Source organism: Bacillus sp. AFS073361, from assembly GCF_002567005.1.
Lineage (GTDB): Bacteria > Bacillota > Bacilli > Bacillales > Cytobacillaceae > Neobacillus.
The window spans coordinates 76,007-97,047 of the sequence record NZ_NUZU01000015.1; the positions used below are offsets into that span (position 1 = coordinate 76,007).

Here is a 21,041-nt window from a genome sequence, read left to right on the forward strand (position 1 = left end):
AGGACTTCTTAACACTTTCCTAAAAAATGTTTCTATAGATGTAAGTCTAAATTATGACACGTAAAAAAACATAAATACTGATTAATCAAGAAAGGAACTTTACTTGTGAATCTAAAAATTAGTATTATTGTTCCAGTATATAAAGTGGAGTTATATATTCGAGAGTGCATTGATTCTATACTTTCACAAACATTTACAGACTTTGAACTCATACTTATAAATGATGGGTCTCCAGATAATTGCGGGGAAATTTGTGAAGAATATGGTCGGAGGGATAAAAGGGTACAGGTAATTCATAGACAAAATGGTGGTCCAAGTTCTGCCAGAAATTTAGGGATAAATGTTGCAAAAGGTGATTATCTAGCCTTTGTGGACAGTGACGATACGATAGAATCAAATATGTACGAAAAAATGTATGCATTAGGGTTAGAACAGGAAGCTGATATTATTGCATGTGGCTACTTTGAGATAAATCATTTTTCTAATGAAACACTTAAATTAATTTCACCACTAGGAAGTAAATCAATAATAAAAGGCAAGCAAATTAAAGAAGATTTAGAAGCATTATTATTAGAAAATAAGATATTGGGTTTTGCTAGTATGTGTAATAAATTATATAAAAGAAGCTTTATTATTGAAAATAATATATTAATAAATGAAGGGATTAAAATTGCAGAAGACCTTTGTTTTAATTTAATAGCACTTTCCAATGCTAATAAAATTTGCGGAATAAATGAGCCTTTCTACAGGTACAGAAGAATTAATCCTGAGAGTTTAATGAATAAAAAAACAGGTGCCTTTGAGTCTCATTTACGTGCAAGAAATGAAATACTAAATGTACTTAAAAGTATAAAGGTAAAAGAGGAAGTTTATACAAAATGTTTAAAAATTGAAAATGGCAAGACAGTCAGTGATTATTTGAATCAAATAATAAGTGTTCTAAAATCAGACATAAAAATAATCAATAAGTTTCAGAAATTTATCCAATTTACACTTGAAAGAGATTTTATAATTGCAATTAAAAACTATGATAATAATATATTGGGATTAAAAGCAAGAATACTTGTAATAATTATCAAATGTTTTCTTAGTATGAAAAAGTTAGTAAGAATAAAAAAATATAATATAAAAATATAAGACCCCTATTTTAGGTTGGAGTGAGAAGATGGATCCTAAAATTTCAATTATCGTACCGGTATACAATGTTGAAAAATATTTAGACAAGTGTATAACTTCTATATTAAATCAAACGTTTAGGAACTTTGAATTGATAATTATTAATGATGGATCTAATGATAAAAGTGGTTCTATTTGTGATAAATATGCAAACATCGATAAAAGGGTAAAAGTAATTCATCAAAATAACCAAGGTCAAGCAGTTGCAAGAAATAAAGGACTTAAAATTTCCCAGGGAGAGTATATTGGATTTGTTGATAGTGATGATTGGATAAATCCAGATATGTATAGTTCTCTATATTATTCTTGTGAAACTGAACATTCAGATTTTTCTGTAATCGGTGTTAGAGAAGTAGATGAGGATGGGAACTATTTAAATAAGTATATTCCCTACGAGATTAGTCTTGGTGAGATATTAAAGAGGGCTTACCCGTGTAATAAACTTTTTAAAAGAGAACTATTTTTGAATAATAATTTTCTCTTCCCAGAAGGTAAATATTATGAAGATTTGGAACTAATACCAAAATTATATATAAAATGCAAGAAGGCAACTATTATAAGTAAAGCATCTTATAATTACTTGAAAAGAAATGGTTCAACGACAAGCAGCAGAGATGCAAAAATTTTAGACAATTTATGGGCATACACAAGTGTAAAAGAATACCTTAATAAAGAAAATTTATATTACGAATTTAATGTTGAATTTGAAAAAGGAGTTCAATATTTTAAAGAGTATTATAAAAATATACTTTATGATTATCCAACTACTTTCTTATTAAAAAATTCAAAATTTATTATAAATGAGTTTAACAAAATAGGAGGCTTGAAAACCAAAGAAATAATAGTATTTCTGGTTAAACATTTGGAATATGTAATAAAAAAAGAAGGAGCAACACTTTTAAGAAAGTTAAAGGAAAATTTAGTATGAGAACAAAAAATTCATTAAGAAATATATTTATAGGCATTGCTTCTCAAATAATTATTGCTATATTGGGGTTTCTTTCAAGAAAAATATTTTTAGACAGTCTCGGTATAGATTATTTAGGAGTTAATGGATTATTAACGAATGTATTGTCTATGATGGCGTTAGTTGAAAGTGGTATAGGGACAAGTATTGTTTATAATTTATACAAACCACTTGCAGAAAACGATAGAAATAAAATAATTTCATTAGTTCAGTTATATAAAAAAGCATACGGAGTATTAGCAATAATTATTTTTTTATTAAGCCTGATCTTATATCCCTTTTTAGATATCTTAATGAAAGATGGTAGTACAGTATCAAATATTACATTAATTTATTTTTTATTTGTAGCAAAAAATATGCTTTCTTATTTAAATGCTCATAAATGGTCATTAATCAATGCTGATCAAAAAGGATACGTAATAGCTAAAGTAGAATTAATATTTCAAGTTTTAACTACTATAGCAAAGATAGTGGTTCTAATATTAACGAGGAATTTTATTCTATACTTATTGATTGAGTTTATATTGTATGCAATCCAAATCAAATACAATAGTAAAATTGTTGAAAAAAGATATCCATATATTAAAACAAAAGAAAAATACCCAATTGATAAAAATACAAAGGAAAATTTAATAACAAATGTAAAGGCCATGTTATTACATAATATAGGTGGCTATTTAGTTTTTGGAACTGATAACATTTTAATATCTTCCTTTATAAGTGTAGCAACAGTAGGACTTTATTCAAATTATACAATGATAATGCAACAGTTATCCGGGTTAGCTAAACCTATCTTGAGTGGTATTGGGGCAAGTGTGGGTAATTTAATTGCTACTGAAAATAGTGAAAAAAACTACTCGGTATTTAATATAACCTATTTGATTAACTTTTGGATAATTTCCGTTTGCGTTATTTTTTTATATAACTTATTGGAGCCATTTCTATATTGGTGGCTTGGTAATGGGTACCTTTTAGATAAAATTACTTTTATTATTATATTAATAAATTTCTATTTAGATGGAATGAGAACCGCAATATCAACATTTAAAAATAAAGCGGGTTTATTTGTACAAGATAAATACTTTCCCTTAATAGAAGGGGGAATAAACCTAGTTTCATCGCTTATTTTAGTGAAGATTTTTGGCCTTGCAGGAATATTTATAGGAACTACAATAAGTACCATTTTTACTGTGTTTTGGACTCAGCCAACAATTGTTTATAAGAATTTATTTAAAAAATCGGTTTCATGTTATTTTGTTAAATACGGCTTATATGCTGTTTTAACACTTATGACTTGCTATGTTACTACAATTATATCTCATTTTTTTGTGGTTGGTAACAGCTTTATGTCATTAGTTGCAAATGGCATTATTTGTTTAATAGTGCCGAACCTTATTTACTCATTAATTTTTTATGGAAGTAAAGAATTCCAATTAATAAAAAATACTATAATAAATGGTTTAGTTCCTTTAATTAAAAGAAAGTTAAAATCTGTAGGTTAATAGCTGGAAAGAGTAGGAAATGAAAATAGGCAACTTCTTGCATAAATTATACAAGAAGTTGCCTATTTTTTGAGAATAACATAAATTATAAAAATAGAATGTTTTTCAGTACCCTCGTGCAATACCGAGATCATCTGTTAGCAGCATTTGCTATTTTTTAAACTGTCCATATTAATGGGTTACAGTTCAATTTCCAAAAATTTGAGTTTTATTTCTTTCCTAAAATAAGAAAAAAAGCTCCCTAAATATTAAAGGAGTAAATCAAATGGAGTTTACAAAAAACGATATGAAAATAACAAAAGGAGTGGCCATAATATTTATGCTGCTCCTTCATCTTTTTTGCAGGAAGGAAGTTAATGGATTGTATGAGACCTTCCCAGTCGTAAATGGAGTCCCTATGATTTACTATATTGCTTTGTTTGGCGATGCATGTGTTCCTATGTTTTGCTTTGCAAGTGGATATGGCTTATATGTAAGTATTGATAGGGAAAAAGGATCAATTCTAAAGAGGAGTTTCGAAAGGATTCTTAAATTACTTATTAACTATTGGATAGTACTGGTAGTTTTTGTGATGATTGGTTTTTTATTAGGGAATGCAGAAATTTTCCCAGGAACCCTTACTAAATTTCTTCTCAACTTTTTCGTATTATCAAGTTCCTATAATGGTGCATGGTGGTTTTTACAGACATATATCATTCTAGTGCTTATAGCACCTCTGCTATTTATAGTAATTAAGAAATATAATTCTATTCTAATATTATTGGTTTCAGGATTTATCTATTTAATTTCATATATCCAGCGTATAAATCATGTTCTCGATTTTGGTGATAGCACAGAAATTAGTATGTTTGTGAATTCAATTGTACTGCTTGGTACTTCCCAGTTACCTTTTATAATTGGCTCCATTTTTGCCAAAGAGAAGATTTATACAAAGATTAATATAATGTTTAATCGAATTGCTATGAAAAATGTAATATGTTTATTAGGTATTTTCCTGTTAGTTATTATCCATGCCTTTTTTGAATCAATGATTATTGCACCTATTACAGGTATAACGTTTATTTGCTTCTTTAACCTGATTGATAAGAGTGCAATGTTTAAAAAGGTACTTGATTTTTTTGGAAATCATTCAACTAATCTTTGGTTTACTCATATGTTTTTTTATATGACAATTTTTCCTAAACTAACATTCGGTCCCAAATATCCAATCCTAATTCTTGCATGGTTAATTATCCTTTGCTTGTTTTCATCTTACATAATAAATTTTATTAATAAACCAATTATTCGACTCATGGATAAAAAGGTCTCAGTTATCAAATATAATAAAAATGTAATAGGATAATATCGTTATAAAAAAGGCATTGTCATAGTATTTCAGACTATGCACTTACACTTGTTTTCGAATATGTATATAAGGGAGTGAATAAATAAAAAAATGAGGCGATAAGTTGAGTATAAGTACAAGAGCATATATCTTGGAATTAGATGTATGGAGTGTTTCCAACACAGTTTCTGATTTTAATGATAAAACATTGTCTACGGCTAATTCCAACGGTATAAATAATGCGTTAACATGGGCATCCCAACGAGGATATTCTGAATTTATGTTTCCTAAAGGAACGTATTTAATTGACGAAAACATTCCAATACAACCTAAGAATTTTATGACTCTTAATTTAAACGGCTCCACATTAAGAATTCGAAATAATGGATTACCTAAATATTCTGTTATTTGTTATAGGCAGAATCAGATATTCTCTAGGGTTACAAATGGGATAATACAGGGTGACAGATATGACCATGATTATAGTAATCCTGGTGAATTACCAACACATGAGGGTGGAATGGGTATTTTATTTCCAAATACAACAGACCCAAGTAAAGGTGAGGGTACTAATACGCTATTTACCACAATTGATAATATAGAGTTTTTAGACTTAACAGGTGATGGTGTATCCTTATTTTCTAGCCAAGGGCTAGTATATGCCACTACAACACCAACAAAATCTTATGCTATCACATTTGAATCAGGCTCAATAAGCACTACTGATGGGAGCCTAAAAGCAGATTCCACTAAAATCCGTTCTAATATATTCCTAGACCTTACTAATACTCAAATAGTTAAATGGAAGACTTTTGGTATCTACGGAGATGTTAGTTACCAGTCTGTCGGCTCCGAAATCGATGGTACACTTCCATTTGATATTATTTTCTATAATGCAAATGGGACTTTTAATTCTTCTTTGACAAATATTGATTTCTTTGATGAAATTCCATTACCTGCTGGAGCAACCCGAGCGAAAATAGTATTACATCAACCAAATGTTCCTTCATCTTCAGGAAACGGACTGACATTAAGGTGTATGACACTACCTAAATTTACATTTGTAGAGAAGTGCCACATCCATCATACACGAAGATTAGGTATCGCAATACAAGGTGCTAAATTTGTCTGGATTAGAAACAATGATATTCACCATATAAGTGGTACAGCACCGCAAGCTGCCTTAGATGTGGAGGATAATTTTGCATTAAACCAAAACCTATGGATTGAGGATAACTTCTTACATGATAGTAGTTTACAACTAATATTCGTAAAAGGTAAAAACTTTCATGTAAGAAATAATAAAATAGAAAGAGGTATTGGAATTACTGGGTACCCAGGTGTTAAAAAGCTCTTTATAGAAGGAAACTACTTTAAGGATACAAGTGCCCAAATAAATGGTGAGTGTGTAATAAGTAATAATCAGATACACAGGTCAAAAATCGGTATAGGTAATGGTACAACCGAACCAGCAATTGTTGATAATAATATTTTTACAAATGCTTCACTAAATGTTGATCGACCAAAAGCATATTGTGTGTCTGTTTCTAATTGTAGGTTTACTGTTGATTCAGATTATAATACCGCTATTTCAGGTGCTGGATTTAGTGCTGGAACATTTCCGCAAACTATGACAAACTGTACATTTGAAGGATATCTATCATCTACTAGCTTATTATTCGATGGTAATGCTAATGCTACTCAAGGATGGACATACAGTAATGTATTGTTCCTTAATACTAAAAAACCAAACAACAATGGTGGAATTAAAATACCAAGCGGTACTTATATTGGATGTGGATTTAATAATACTGGTAACTTGGTAACCTATAAAAAAGTAGAATTTATAGGATGTACATTTACATGGGATTCATATAATCTTTTTAACTTCTCTGGTTCTAATAATGAATTAGCAAGATATATCAACTGTACCTTTAAAGGCGGGACAAGTAGTGCCTTTTATTTCTCAGCATTGACTAAAGGAAGATTTGAGTTAATAAATAACTATTTCGAGTATCCTAATGCTACCTCTACTTCTTCAGGCATTATCGATGGATTCTGGAGCAATGTAACTGGGGGAGCTCTCTTACTTGATGGAAATAGGTTCAAATCGAATTTAGCCATGAAAGCAGTTAACGCACCAAGTATTACCTCTGATGCATTCCAAATAATAGTAAAAAATAATACATTAGAGGAAAACATAACATATGTAGTTGACCAAACTCAAATGCAATACTTCACGAAAAACACTATTAATGGTGCAATAGATCCGTATGATTGGGCGACAGCAGTGCCTTCTAAGGGTTTCTTCAAATTAGGAAAACAAATCAAGAATACAAATATGTTAACTTCTGGATTTATGGGTTGGATATGTGCTAAAGAAGGTTTCTTAGATACCTATAGTAGTTGGAGCGCTTCAACCAATTATTCCTGGAATCAAAGAATAACTGTAAATGGCTATGTCTATTATTGCACAAATCGACTTGGTGGCAAATCTACTAAAATTGCACCAACATTCCCGACAGCCCCGGAGAATGCAACAGTTAGCGACATGAAAGGTTTGACTGGTTGGAAATCTAAGAGTTATGCTGCAGGGGATATTATTCTACCATCATCATCAGATGGGACATATTACTATGAATGTACTGCACCCGGAAATTCTGGGGCAACGGAACCTGTTTGGGGTGGGATGGCTAGTGTTACAGATGGGGCAGTAATTTGGACAAAGAGATTAATTATTATATGGAAATTATTAGGTCCTGCAGGTGCAGTATTTAAAAAGTATGGACAAATTTTTTAACAGTCAAGTTGATATTTCTAACAATAATCAAATGCTCCATCCGGAACCTAATAAGATTTATCTTATTCTTTAATGCATTAAATTTGAATTTATAGTAAGTATTTATAACCACCGTACACATTGCTTCTATGAGTTATAAGAAGTTAGAAGTAAGGTGATAAGTACTATAATGGAAAAGAGACCGGGTATAAACAATAAATCTTTTTTTAGCATCCTTAATGGGTGCTTTTTATTTGAATTAATAAATAAATCAAGGTTAGCATCTAATAGAAACATACTATCCGCTAACAAAATCTAACCTAACTTAATCTTTATTATTTAAAAAGGGGAAATTAGGTCTATTTTAAGTATATAGGATAAGAATTTTATTTCAGTTCCAAAAAAATAGGGATTAGAAATAGTAAAAATAAAATTCTCGATTCAATAAGGGAGGAGTTTTAATATGAGGATTGCATTTATTTCCGATATACATGGCAATGCAACCGCTCTCGATAGAGTGTTAGCAGATATTAACCAAAGAAATGTAAAAAAGATTTTTGTTCTTGGTGATCTATGTTTTAGGGGACCAGAACCGCAGCGTTCTTTGGATCTTGTTAGATCTTTAAATACTGAGGTTATAAAAGGAAATGCTGATGAGTGGGTGGTACGTGGGATTAAAGAAGGAGAGGTCCCCGACAGTGCTCTTGAAATGATGAGTAAAGAACGAGACTGGACGTTATCACAAATAGAAAAGACTAGTATTGATTACCTAAGGAATTTACCCACTGAATTAAAGCTGGAATTTGGGAAAATAAAAATTAATGCATACCACGCAACGCCCAATAGTTTATTTGAAGTGGTTAACCCAAATGAAAGTGATCAAGTAATTGCTGAGAAAATGATGGACAGCGAAGCAGATATATACATATACGCCCACATTCATAAGCCGTATATAAGGTACATTAATGGTAAATGTATAATTAATATTGGAAGTGTAGGTTTGCCATTTGATGGTTTAGCAAAATCGTCTTACGCAATACTTGAAATTCATGAAGAAAGTTTCCGAACATCCATTGTGCGAGTGAATTACGATGTAAATAAAGTAATTAACCAATTTACTGAGTCAGATTATCCTAACATAGAACAAATGAAGAAAATGTTAAGGAATGCTGGTATTTAGCTTGAGGAGGCATATACCTTCTCTTTTTATTATTGGCTAGCATAAAATTTTAATGTTATATTTATATTTTATGCTGGCTTTTTATAATAAGTAGAATTTTGTCGAATGGTTGTTCTTTAATAAGAATTTCCTTTAAGTTATAATTTTAGACAGAACTATATATATATTATTTATGTTTTAACCTTTCTGATAAGGGATTTTTTTAGCATTTTTGTTCTTTATAATGAACAATTATCGTGCATTAAGGAGGTGAAATAATGATTATAGAAAAAGTCTATTCTAGACCAACCGTCTTAAGCCATCAACCTATACGTTTTGAAACAGCTCAAAGCTGGAATCCTGGTAAAGGAAAACACGACCATCCTGGTAAAGGGAATGGTGGAATTAATTTCCCACCAGGCAACCCTAATGATATTCCTTGTGGAGCAGGAACCCCTGGCAATGGCAATAATAATGGTAATGGTAATGGTAATGGCAATATCGGGGTAGGTCAATGTAATCCAAATGTTAACCCTTAATTTCAGTGGAGAAGGGAAGAACATGGGGATATTTATTCCTTGACTTCCCTTTCCAAAAATATCAACTTTTCCTTGTAGGAGGCCAATAATGAACAAATTAATAACAAAAATTGGCGACCATTATATACATATAATCTGTGAATCTAAAGAATTAAATAATATGTTTGAAAAAAATTTTCACTCCGACATATGTGCTGAAAATGAGCTGCCTGATTTGATCATCAAAATTGAAGAAGGCTATGGTGTTCCCTTTCAAGATTACGAAGTAGAGATTATCAAGAATGAAAGCCAAATCCAGTATCGTCGAGCCGATTACTTAATTGAGGTTAATACTGAGTTTAGGTCTGCGACTATTTCTGTTTATAATGATTTCGCCTTAAAACATGCATTAACAAATTTATATAGTGCTTTCATCGTTTATCATAATTGGGGACTGTTGATCCACTCCTCCTGTGCAATAGAAAATGGTAAGGCCCATATCTTTGCTGGTCAATCGGGGGCAGGTAAATCAACAGCAGCCAAACTGTCGTATCCAAGACCTCTTCTTTCGGATGAGGCTACCCTTGTCAAAATTACCTCAAATAAAGTTACTGTGTTTAATTCACCATTCCGAAGTGAACTGCAAGCAGATCATTTTGAGGGGAATGTAGAATTAGCTAGCGTTCAATTACTTTACCAAGCACTACAAAATCAGAGAACTAGGTCTGCTAAATCTGATGCTTTACTGCATTTAATGGATAAAGTCTTCTTTTGGCCCTATAGTGATGAAGAGACGAAAACTATAATGAGGTTAATGACCGACTTAGTAAAGAACGTACCAGTTTATGAACTTCATTTTCAAAAAAATAATACATTTTGGGAGTTAATATCATGACAACTCAATATATTCAAAAAGGAAATTATGAAGCTACCGAATTAGATGGCGAATGGATTATCCTGAATACTGACCAATATACCATTACCAAATTAAATGATGAGGGTGGACATTGCTGGTCATTGCTAACTGAGGTTCAAACAGTTGATTCCCTAACGCAATCTTTGTTAGCTAAGTTCGCAACAATAGAGAATGAGCTGCAAGTAAAAAAGGACATGGAAGATTTCTTAGCCAATCTCGTTCAGTGCGGGCTGATTGAACATGTTGATTGACAATCATACCTTATCACTGCTCAAACGGACGATCAAAAAGGACGGCTGGCTGGAATTGCCTGCCCACGGAAATAGTATGTATCCATTTATACAACAAGGTAATCTCTGTAGGTTTATCCCATGTCCATCTTCTCAATTAAAGAAGGGCGATGTGATTCTGTTTTATTCGCAAACTGGTCAATTAATCGCCCACCGATTTGTGAACGTAACAAATATAGATAACCAACTGTTTTTCTTATTTAAAGGTGATACAAACCTTGGTTACGATCAACTTATAAGAGAAGAGTTTATTCTTGGTAAACTAGCAAGTGTGCAAAAAAAACAACTGACAATAATCCCGCAACATTTTCTTGCTCGCTGTTGGGGAAAAATGATTCTTACCTTTCCTTTCTTATCAGGCATGCTTAGAAAATATATAAATAGGAAATTCAAATTACAATTCTAATAAAATCTGGAGTGTCCATATGATGAAGGAACGGATAGATTCTTTAATTAAACAATATTTTACCATGAATGATATGCGCAGGGCCTTTTCCTTTGTTTTGCCCTTTATCATGAAACGTTGGAAGGCCTATCTTGTTATTCTTCTATTATTAGGGTTGGATATTTACTTAACGATCGCTTTTGCAAGGTACTATGGTCAGATTACTGATGCAGCTATTCATGGTGGGTATCAACAGATTTTATCCTTCATACCCTATGGTGGATTACTTATTATATTGAGTATTGTCTCAAGTGTTTGTTATACTTACGCTAATTTGTTTGCGACGAATGGGGTGAAAATGGATATTAAGAACCATTTTTTTCACCATGTACTAAGACTGCCTGCTTCAGAAACATCCAATATTCGCTCCGGTGAATTAATGTCCCATTTTTCTAATGATATCCATGGTGTTGATGGAGTGATTGGCAGTAATCTTATCAGTCTAGTTAGGCTGCCAATAATTTATATTGTCGTATTTGTTTATTTGGTAAATATTAATTTGACACTGTGTTTAGTAAGTCTTATCATCGCCCCAATCACGACATTATCTGGTGTTGTATTCGGCTTGTTACTTCGGAAAAATGGGAGATTGATCCACCGGTTGGTAGGAAATATTAATAGCCTCCTAAATGAGACTTTTCATGGCTTTACCGTTATTCGTTCCTTTACACTTGAGAAACTGCAGTATAAAAAGTACGTCAGACAAAATAAGGAATTATTTCAATTAGAGCTTGAAAATGGCAAACTTCAAAGCTGGTATAATTCGGGCGGTCAAATTTTAAGTTCGATTACTTTTATGATTAACCTGTCTGTCGGAGCCCTTTTTGTCTCCAAAGGAATGCTTTCCGTTGGAGCATTGTTAACGTTTCTAAACTTAGTTGGGCACTTATTTTATCCAATTACGGGAATGGCTAGTTTATGGGCTGGCTTTCAACGGTCTGTTGCCGCACTTGAAAGGGTGTTAGCTGTCCTTGAAACACCAGCTGATCTACAAGATTTACCTTCGTTTAAGCCCACCTTGAACCAAGTCCATTCGATTCGGTTTCATAACGTGACCTTTAGTTATGTGGAAAATAAAAATGTTTTGGAACATTTTCATTTAGAGATTCCTGCTGGGAAAGTGGTGGCGTTAGTTGGTCCGAGTGGAGCGGGGAAGAGTACCCTGTTTAATCTATTACAGGGATTTTATAAGCCGCAATCAGGAGAAATTAAAATTGCTGGTAAATCCATAGAAGAGTTCTCCGCTTCAGAGTTAAGAAGTTCGATTGCCCATGTCCCACAAGAAACCTTCTTATTTGCTGGAACCGTTCGAGATAACCTTTTGATTGCCCGTCCCAATGTGACGGAGAAAGAAATGGTGGAAGCGGCAATCAATGCTGAGATTCATGACTTCATTCTCTCGCTTCCTAACGGATACGAAACCCAAATTGGTGAAAATGGAGTTAAATTATCAGGAGGCCAAAAACAAAGAGTCGCCATTGCTCGAGCCATTTTAAAAGATTCGCCGATTTTACTATTAGATGAAGCTACTTCAGCTTTAGACGGGGAAACAGAATATTACGTCAAAGAAGCACTGGATGAATTGATGAAAGGCAGAACGACAATTATTATTGCCCATCGCTTGTCGACCATCCAAAACGCTGATGTAATCATGGTGATGAATGAGGGGAAAATGGTTCAACAGGGAACACATGAGGAGTTAATGGGACAAAAAGGTTTATATCAAAAGCTCAACGAAACATCGTATAGTTCAAAAAAAGAAACACCTTTGACTTTAGTTTCAAACTAATAAGATGGGAGATGAGGCCAGTGAGTCTAGAGTTAGTGAGATTTTTATATGATATTAAGAAATCACTGCCTCAGGATGAAGTGTTTTATCATCAAGTTCTTCAGGATATTGAAGATGACGGTATTGCCTCCCAGGTTTATTTTTTATTAAAACAGCAGGGGAGGCTCGAGCAAACGCCTGCGTTTTTTCAATTTCATCTTCAAGAAGAATATAATAAAGGATTGTATCAAAATCTTTTTATTAAAAATCAAACAGATCAATTATTAAGGTTGTTTGAGGAGAGAAAGATAGATGTTATTGCGCTAAAAGGGGTTTATTTTGCTGAGAAATATTTTGGCCACATCGGGGCAAGGGCTACCTCTGATATTGATTTATTAGTCAGAATTCAGGATCTTACTATCGCCATTGAATCTGTTAAATCATTAGGTTTTACGGTGGAAGAAGAGTTCATACCTGGTCATTTTCATTGTAGTTTTAGCAAGAAATTACCTGGTTCGCCCACGCCGCTAGTGGTGGAATTACATTGGGATTTGGTGAAAAGAAGTACCTCGAGGTTTAATATAAATGATCTTTGGAAGCAGTCGGTACCCGTGAGCCAATCCGGGTATATTAAAGAACTTTCCCCACTTCATACCTTTTATATGATTTGCCTTCACGGCTGGCGGCATAATTTAGACTCAATGAAATATTTTATGGATATTATTCAAGTCATTGACAAGGAGAGGAAGGAGATTGATTTTGACCATTTCATACAGCTCGCGGAATCTCACCAAACCTTAAAGCGGAACATCAGGACCTTATCCATCGTTTATCAGCAATTTCCACACTTAGACGAAATTAAGATGTTCCCATTTAAAGTGAATCATACCCTTAGGGGATCCCAAACTTTAAAGGGATTTAGGCAGTACTGGGATTTCCTCGATTATCAATTTTTTAGCTATGATACAGTCAAACATACATTGATTGAAATCGGAAACTGGCTTTGGCCATCAAAATATGAAGTATCTTCACAAATAGATGAGCAGTCACAAGGCAAGAAAATGTACCTCTTGTTGTATAAGAAGAGACTTACAAGTCTATTAAAGGCGGTATTGCCACATTAATTAAGCCATCTACCTAACTAGATGGCTTATGTTTCTTTCATATCCAATTATTTATAAAAGAATACCCTCAAATTGTTTTCCCCATCAATTGTGGCTAACAAAACATTTCGAATCCCTGTTTGATGTGTTTGCATAAGGGTATCAACAAGCCACCCTTCATCCTTGTTTTTTTCTTCTAGTGTATGATGAACAATCTTGCCTTCTCTTATAACGGTCTGTGGGAGATCAAAAGGCTTCGTTGTCATCTGGAAGGTGGATAGCGTAATCGCCTCATACTGCGGATCTAAGAAAATGGAAAGTTTCCCATCCGATTCCCATAACGCTAACGCTACTTTTTTTACATCCTCAATTTTTTCTTTTCTCAACTCTGCTAATAAATAATCAATTGAAATTCTTGCTTTCTTTAACCCTTTATAAAGAATTTCTCCTTCTTTAATAAGAGGAAATGGATCAGGGTCTAGAAACTTTCCTATGCGGGTTGAATTTAAACTGATAAATAAACCACCGGTATACAGAACCACCAATACGATGGTTGTAGTCATTGCACCCTTCATTCCAAGGTGCTCATCTGATAATGGATGGGCAATAATATTACCAACAACTAAGGCGATAACGAAATCAAGTAATCTTAATTGAGAAATCGCGCGCTGTCCTATTAGTTTAGCAACAATGAGCATAAAGAAGAATCCAATTACAGCTCTTAAAATCCACTCCATGAAATTAAGAGTTTCCTGAGCTTGCAAAAAATCCATTGAAGGCAAATAGTCACTCCCTTACCAATAATCGTCCTACTTATTATTGTCACGATTAAGCAATTTTAATATAAAAAATACCGATACAATACCGAATGAGTCAATAACTAAATCGTAAAACCGTCCATCTCTACCAAAAAACAATTGCAGGAATTCTGTAAAAAACGCAAAAATAATGGATATGCCAATAGAATATTTGTGACTTCTTATTAGATTGAGGAGAAGAAAATCCATGATCGCAAAACCAACAAAATGTCCTAATTTAATTTTAATAAATTCAGGATGAATCAAAGTTAAATCATTAAAATAAAAAAAAGACAAAAAATCAGGATTTGAAACCCACTTTAATCCAAAAGAATGTAAATATATTAGTCGCTCTATACTCTCAGTCCAGGTATTTACCAACAAAAATAGGCCCCATAAAATAATCAATAGGACTTTTATGAAAAGAAATCGTTTCTGTGTCTTTCTTTTCTTATCGATTCTACAGCTACCTTGTATCGGTTGATGGTCCAAAATACTTGCTCCTAACTAACTATTATTTCTTAATCTACATTTTACCATTGTTCCTTTTAAAGAACAAACCGGGATATTCACATTAAAATAATCCAATAATCTACCACTTTCGTATTATAGGTGAATGAAATTTATCTGGGTAAAATTAACTCCTCTCCGTTTACAAAATTCTACAATTTCTTTATAATGAACAAAGGAAGTTCTTTTTTAGGAACTAATAAATAGAAAAGAAGGGGAATCATGATATATCCACTAATAAAAGAAAGAAACAAGATTCACATTGTGAAGGATTCCTATCATTGTGCATGCGGTATAGTCTTTAACAAGGATCGGATTATTAATAGGAAGACCCTTAAAAAAATAAAATTTATTGAAATAGGTCAGGTAACATGTGAGAAATGTGTTTTAAAACTTCTAAACTACGATTAATTGGTTTATATAAATTTTGTCGAAATTCTGTCGATATTTTTGGAAATATTTTCATTTAGTTTCTATCAAGACTATAGTACTATTAGTTTATTCTATAATAATTTAATACTTTAATACTATGAATGACAAAGGCAAACCTTTCGAAAGATTGGGACGCAAAGCTACAGGTCTAAGGTTTTTAACTAGGATGGCTGAGTTACCTAAAATAGTAATCATTTTAGGAGGGTTAATTTTGTCTGCATTAACCGTTGAACAAGATATTGATACAGAATGGTTAGATCTTATTAATGAAGCTAAAAAGATAGGACTCTCTATTGATGAAATTAGGGATTTCCTAAATCGCTCCCTTGGATTAAAGACTATTAAACCGGAATATAATTAATAAGAGGGGTAATTGAGTGTTTAATTTTCGCAATATTCAATTGATTAAAAAAAACAGCTTAACAAATNNATTTGTTAAGCTGTTTTTTTAATTTTAATAATTTAAAAACTTCACACAAACCGGATACGGAACCTCGATATCAGCCTGAATCAATGCAAGTTTTCCTGTGTTTTCATCACGCGAAAACAAGACGAGGTTACTGGACTCTTGGTTCGACGCCACAATGAATTTCTCTGTTGGGTCGAACATAAAATCTCTCGGCCAATCCCCTTCAGTGGAGGTGCGATCAACAAAGCTAAGCTCTCCCGTTTCTTGGTCTACACGGAAAACAGCAATACTGTTATGGCCACGATTACCCGCGTAAACAAACTGTCCATCAGATGAAATATGAATGGCGCTTCCTTGATTATTCTCGGTGAAATCTTCAGGAAGCGTAGAAATATATTGTTTCTCTGTAAAACGACCATTTTCCGAATGATAGGATAAAACAATCACTTCCGAACTAAACTCTGTCATGATATATGCAAATTTTTGGTTTGGATGGAAAACTAAATGTCTTGGTCCGCTTCCAGCCTTTAATGGAAGAAAGTGCGCTTTTGAAAGTGTCCCATCACTGTTGACTGCATAAGTAATTAAAGCATCAATACCCAATTCAACCACTGCTAGATAATTCTCATCAGGGGTGATGCCGGCATAATGGGTATGCGGTTTCTCTTGTCTTGGGTCTGGACCAGAACCTTCGTGTTTTATAACCGATGCAGCTGGTTGAATCGTTCCATCTTCCTGGTTAATTAAATAAGATTCTACCGATCCTTTATGATAATTAGCACTGAATGCATAACGGTTGTTACTGTCAACACTCACATGACAAGGCGATGAGCCCTGAAGTAACTGACGATTGAGCTCGGTTAAACCGCCTTCCCTGTTTATGGAATAAGCAACTACGCCTCCATTTTCTCCTTCTTTAGCCACAGAATAGAGGTATCGATTGTCCTTACTGATCGTGACATAAGTTGGATTCTCTAACTGTGCAGCTGCAACTTGAATATCTTCGATTCTTTTCTTATCCGTATTTAGTTTAAACGTATAGATTCCTTCGCTGCCGCCCTTGGTGTATGTTCCAATATAACCGATAAATGTTTGGTTGTTTGTCATTTTTTTGGCTCCTCGAAAAATGTAGTCTGTTTATTTTAGCAGAAATTTTATTTATTACTCAAATATAGAACCTGAATTAACTGAAAATTAATTTGATATGGTATAGTTTGGGTGTTAGTTTTATCAAAAAGCGAATAGAAATGAGGGTACCCCACATGGTTTACCAAGCTGCAGAAAATCGTTATGAATCAATGAAGTATAATCGGAGTGGCCGTTCAGGGTTATTACTACCGGCCGTTTCACTTGGACTTTGGCACAACTTTGGCGGTGTGGATACATATGAAAATGGACAGGCAATGCTGAAAAGAGCGTTTGATTTAGGGATTACCCATTTTGATTTGGCCAACAATTATGGTCCGCCGCCAGGTTCGGCTGAAGAAATGTTTGGTAGAATCTTAAAAACAGACTTTGCTCCATACCGTGATGAAATGATCATATCTTCAAAAGCGGGCTATACGATGTGGCCGGGTCCATACGGGGATTGGGGCTCAAGAAAATACTTGATATCTAGTCTAGATCAAAGTCTAAAACGAATGGGACTTGATTATGTTGATATTTTTTATTCACACCGTCCAGATCCCAATACACCACTTGAGGAAACCATGGGGGCATTAGATTCTATTGTTCGTCAAGGCAAGGCGTTATATGTTGGAATCTCTAACTATAGTGCTGAACAAGCGTCAGAAGCTATCAAAATCTTAAATCAGTTAGGAACACCTTTGTTAATCCATCAGCCAAAGTATTCGATGTTTAACCGCTGGATAGAGGATGGCTTACAGGATGTGCTTCAGGAAAACGGGGTAGGTTCAATCGCTTTTAGTCCGTTAGCGCAAGGTTTATTAACAAATAAATACCTAAAAGGGATTCCAGCCGATTCTCGTGCAGCAAGCTCTACAGGGTTCTTACGTGAGGAGCATGTAACTTCAGAAGTATTGAATCGTGTTCAAAAATTAAACGAAATTGCAACAGAGCGTGGTCAGAGTCTTTCACAAATGGCGCTTGCTTGGGTTTTACGCGGAGAAAAAGTTACTTCTGTCTTAATAGGAGCAAGCAGAGTGAGTCAAATTGAGGAAAACGTTGCTGCATTAAATAACCTTGATTTTTCAGAGGAAGAATTAGCAAGGATAGAGGATATTCTTAATCACTAAGAGGATGGATGGGCTATTGCTCATCCTTTTTTTAGGTGATTAACTCACTTGCTTAGTTTATCGAATACACAAACTAATGTTAAGATGCTATAATAATTCCAATCGTAAACAATATTTATGAAAGCGGTATTTTTACGATTACTAGAGGCAGTTAAAACTGAAAAGAATAGTAATCTAACTAGGATTATCAATCAATCAGGAGGAAAATCTACATGAAGAATATGTTTATGATTGGAAATGCACACCTTGATCCGGTTTGGCTTTGGCGCTGGCAGGAAGGCTTTCAAGAAGTGAAAGCAACTTTTCGGTCTGCATTAGATCGTTTAAAAGAATATGAGAATTTTATATTCACGTCCAGTTCTGCGGCTTATTATGAATGGATTGAAAAAAACGATTCGAAGATGTTTGAAGAAATCAAGGAAAGAATACAAGAAGGCAGATGGGTTATTTGTGGGGGGTGGTGGATACAGCCCGATTGCAATATTCCAAGTGGCGAATCATTTGTCCGCCAAGGATTGATTGGTCAAAATTATTTTAAAGAAAAGTTCGGCGTGACAGCAAAGGTTGGCTACAATGTTGACAGCTTTGGTCATAATGGTATGCTGCCGCAAATATTAAAGAAATCCGGGATGGATTCCTATGTATTTATGAGACCCGGCCCTGAGGAAAAAGGACTTCCAAGCCGTTTGTTTTTGTGGGAATCTAAGGACGGTTCCCGAGTAAAAGCCTTTCGGATTCCTTTTGAATATTGTACCTTTGAACATCTCGAAAACCATATTATGCATTGTAAGAACGAGCTTAAACATTCGTTTAATCAATTAATGTGTTTTTATGGTGTAGGCAATCATGGGGGGGGACCAACCAAAGAAAACATAGAAATTATTGAAAAATTAAATGGAACGATGGATGATACCAATCTTATCTTTAGTTCACCCAATGACTTTTTCGAACATGTGGAAAGCCTTAAGGACACACTGCCTGTTGTTCATGATGATCTGCTCCACCATGCCGTTGGTTGTTATTCAGTTCATTCGGAAGTGAAGAAGCTAAACCGTTATTCTGAAAATCTCACATTAATGGCAGAAAAATTCTCTTCGATTGCGAATTGGACAACGGGACAAGTCTACCCTCCAGACATAAACCAGGCTTGGAAAGGGATTTTATTTAATCAGTTTCATGATATTTTAGCGGGAACAAGCATTGAATCTGCTTATCATGATGCAAGAGATTTGTATGGGGAGTCTATTAGTATCTCCTCAAGAAATATGAATTACGCTCTACAATCCTTAAGTTGGAATATTAATATTGAAGAAGAAAAAGGAATGAAGCCAATGGTTATCTTCAATCCGCATTCTTGGCCAGTAAGGGTGAATGTTGAAATTGAAGATGGGTTATTTGTTAACTATCTGCTCCCAGAAGAGTTCATTATCGAAGATGTAAACGGGAATGAAATACCATACCAAATCGTTGATCCAATCGCAAAGATTCCAAATCGAAAAAGAGTTGTATTCTTGGCAGAACTGCCTCCATTAGGATATAGCACATATAAACTTCGTGCACTTACGCCAGCTAAAGAGTTTGAAACTGTAAAAGTTAGCGAAAATGAAATGGAAAACGATCGTTTCAGGCTGGTTATTGATCAAGAATCTGGCGGGATTCGCAGCTTATTTGACAAAGTTAAGCAAATTGAGGTATTTAAGAATGACGCAGCTATTCCCGTTGTCTTAAATGACACTTTTGATACATGGGGACATGGGACGTTACGCTTTGATGAAATATCAGGGGTATTCAAGCCGGTAAGAATTAAGAAGCTTGAAGAAGGACCAGTAAGAGGGGTTATCCGGGTAACATCAAAGTTTCAATCTTCAACAATTGTTCAAGATTTTATTATGTATAAGCAATCCAATAAGATAGAAGTCAAAGTGAAAGTAAACTGGCAAGAAAGCTATCAAACTTTAAAAATCAAGTTTCCTGTAAGCTTTAATCAGCGGAATACTACCTATGAAATTCCATTTGGGCATACTAGTCGTGAGTCGGATGGGAACGAAAAACCGATGCAAAACTGGGTTGATGTAACAGGTACAATTAGTAAGCAAAGGGAAGAGATTTACGGTCTAAGTATTCTTAATGATGGAAAATATGGCGTCGATGTCAAAGGGAATACAGTTAACTTAACGGTTCTAAGAAGCACAATCTATGCGCACCATGCTCCGTTCATCCCTGACTTGGACGAGGATTACCCGATTATTGATCAAGGGATTCAAACGTTTACTTATCAATTGTTACCACATGAAAACAGCTGGGAAGAGGCTGAAACGGTAAAGCATGCACTAGAATTAAATCAAAAACCACAACTGATTGTTGAAACGTATCATAAGGGTTCACTAGCGCAAGAAGATTCATTTATTTCGATAGATCAACCAAATATTATTCTTTCTGCTTTAAAGAAAGCGGAGAATCATGATGACTTGATTATTCGTTTAGTTGAAACGAATAACGCAGAAACGGTCGCAAAAGTCGAATTGAAAAATTGGGGAAGAGCTATGGAACTGCATTTTGGACCAATGGAAATCAAAACATTATGCATTCCGAAAAATCAGAAAGAGCCTATTTATGAAACCAATCTAATTGAAAATCTCAATCAGGCACTGGTTACCGTATGAAGCGCAGCGAAATAATTCACCGTTTACA

General features: G+C 34.0%; 18 protein-coding genes and 1 riboswitch. Of the genes, 15 read left to right on the plus strand and 3 right to left on the minus strand.

Features of this window, described 5'->3' with window-relative positions:
- Positions 1–105: 105 nt before the first annotated feature.
- From COJ96_RS10170 to COJ96_RS10225, 12 genes are all read left to right on the plus strand, one after another.
- On the plus strand, positions 106–1,137 hold the full coding sequence (locus tag COJ96_RS10170) for a glycosyltransferase (RefSeq protein WP_098572831.1): 1,032 nt from the start codon (positions 106–108) through the stop codon (positions 1,135–1,137).
- Positions 1,138–1,165: 28 nt separating this feature from the next.
- Positions 1,166–2,104: a glycosyltransferase family 2 protein gene (locus tag COJ96_RS10175; RefSeq protein ID WP_098572832.1), complete on the plus strand. Its 939-nt coding sequence runs from the start codon at positions 1,166–1,168 to the stop codon at positions 2,102–2,104.
- Complete coding sequence (locus tag COJ96_RS10180) at positions 2,101–3,645, plus strand: lipopolysaccharide biosynthesis protein (protein ID WP_098572833.1); 1,545 nt, start codon at positions 2,101–2,103, stop codon at positions 3,643–3,645. The genes COJ96_RS10175 and COJ96_RS10180 overlap by 4 nt, the downstream gene beginning before the upstream one ends.
- A 265-nt stretch (positions 3,646–3,910) precedes the next feature.
- Positions 3,911–4,987, plus strand: coding sequence for an acyltransferase family protein (locus COJ96_RS10185; RefSeq protein ID WP_098572834.1), 1,077 nt, complete (start codon positions 3,911–3,913; stop codon positions 4,985–4,987).
- A 133-nt stretch (positions 4,988–5,120) separates the two neighbouring features.
- Positions 5,121–7,769, plus strand: coding sequence for a right-handed parallel beta-helix repeat-containing protein (locus tag COJ96_RS10190; RefSeq protein WP_142332980.1), 2,649 nt, complete (start codon positions 5,121–5,123; stop codon positions 7,767–7,769).
- A gap of 442 nt (positions 7,770–8,211) precedes the next feature.
- A complete protein-coding gene (locus COJ96_RS10195) occupies positions 8,212–8,928 on the plus strand; it encodes a metallophosphoesterase family protein (RefSeq protein WP_098572836.1) in 717 nt (238 codons plus the stop codon).
- Between the two features lie 257 nt (positions 8,929–9,185).
- Positions 9,186–9,446, plus strand: coding sequence for a hypothetical protein (locus tag COJ96_RS10200; protein WP_098572837.1), 261 nt, complete (start codon positions 9,186–9,188; stop codon positions 9,444–9,446).
- A gap of 88 nt (positions 9,447–9,534) precedes the next feature.
- Positions 9,535–10,320 carry a hypothetical protein gene (locus COJ96_RS10205; protein WP_098572838.1) on the plus strand — a complete coding sequence of 262 codons (786 nt, stop codon included), beginning with the start codon at positions 9,535–9,537 and terminating at the stop codon, positions 10,318–10,320.
- Complete coding sequence (locus COJ96_RS10210; RefSeq protein WP_098572839.1) at positions 10,317–10,592, plus strand: PqqD family protein; 276 nt, start codon at positions 10,317–10,319, stop codon at positions 10,590–10,592. The genes COJ96_RS10205 and COJ96_RS10210 overlap by 4 nt, the downstream gene beginning before the upstream one ends.
- Positions 10,582–11,037, plus strand: coding sequence for a signal peptidase I (locus COJ96_RS10215; RefSeq protein WP_098572840.1), 456 nt, complete (start codon positions 10,582–10,584; stop codon positions 11,035–11,037). The genes COJ96_RS10210 and COJ96_RS10215 overlap by 11 nt, the downstream gene beginning before the upstream one ends.
- 19 nt (positions 11,038–11,056) lie before the next feature.
- Positions 11,057–12,865 carry an ABC transporter ATP-binding protein gene (locus COJ96_RS10220; protein ID WP_257148479.1) on the plus strand — a complete coding sequence of 603 codons (1,809 nt, stop codon included), beginning with the start codon at positions 11,057–11,059 and terminating at the stop codon, positions 12,863–12,865.
- A gap of 20 nt (positions 12,866–12,885) precedes the next feature.
- Positions 12,886–13,968, plus strand: coding sequence for a nucleotidyltransferase domain-containing protein (locus tag COJ96_RS10225; RefSeq protein ID WP_098572842.1), 1,083 nt, complete (start codon positions 12,886–12,888; stop codon positions 13,966–13,968).
- A gap of 47 nt (positions 13,969–14,015) precedes the next feature.
- On the opposite strand, the gene COJ96_RS10230 is transcribed toward COJ96_RS10225, so the two are convergent.
- Together COJ96_RS10230 and COJ96_RS10235 are read right to left on the minus strand one after the other, a co-directional pair.
- Complete coding sequence (locus COJ96_RS10230; RefSeq protein ID WP_098572917.1) at positions 14,016–14,720, minus strand: DUF421 domain-containing protein; 705 nt, start codon at positions 14,718–14,720, stop codon at positions 14,016–14,018.
- Between the two features lie 36 nt (positions 14,721–14,756).
- Complete coding sequence (locus COJ96_RS10235) at positions 14,757–15,236, minus strand: VanZ family protein (protein ID WP_257148480.1); 480 nt, start codon at positions 15,234–15,236, stop codon at positions 14,757–14,759.
- A 549-nt stretch (positions 15,237–15,785) separates the two neighbouring features.
- A riboswitch (cyclic di-GMP riboswitch) is annotated at positions 15,786–15,869 on the plus strand.
- A gap of 28 nt (positions 15,870–15,897) precedes the next feature.
- Here COJ96_RS10235 and COJ96_RS10245 point away from each other — a divergent pair.
- A complete protein-coding gene (locus COJ96_RS10245) occupies positions 15,898–16,047 on the plus strand; it encodes an anti-repressor SinI family protein (RefSeq protein ID WP_257148481.1) in 150 nt (49 codons plus the stop codon).
- Positions 16,048–16,140: 93 nt separating this feature from the next.
- Here the strand turns inward: COJ96_RS10245 and COJ96_RS10250 are convergent, their stop codons facing one another.
- On the minus strand, positions 16,141–17,202 hold the full coding sequence (locus tag COJ96_RS10250; protein ID WP_098572844.1) for a lactonase family protein: 1,062 nt from the start codon (positions 17,200–17,202) through the stop codon (positions 16,141–16,143).
- Between the two features lie 155 nt (positions 17,203–17,357).
- Here COJ96_RS10250 and mgrA point away from each other — a divergent pair, with 155 nt between their 5' ends.
- Positions 17,358–18,350, plus strand: coding sequence for an L-glyceraldehyde 3-phosphate reductase (gene mgrA, locus COJ96_RS10255; protein ID WP_098572845.1), 993 nt, complete (start codon positions 17,358–17,360; stop codon positions 18,348–18,350).
- A gap of 212 nt (positions 18,351–18,562) precedes the next feature.
- Entirely contained in the window at positions 18,563–21,013 is a 2,451-nt protein-coding gene (locus COJ96_RS10260) for an alpha-mannosidase (protein ID WP_098572846.1), read from the plus strand.
- The last annotated feature ends 28 nt before the right edge of the window (positions 21,014–21,041 follow it).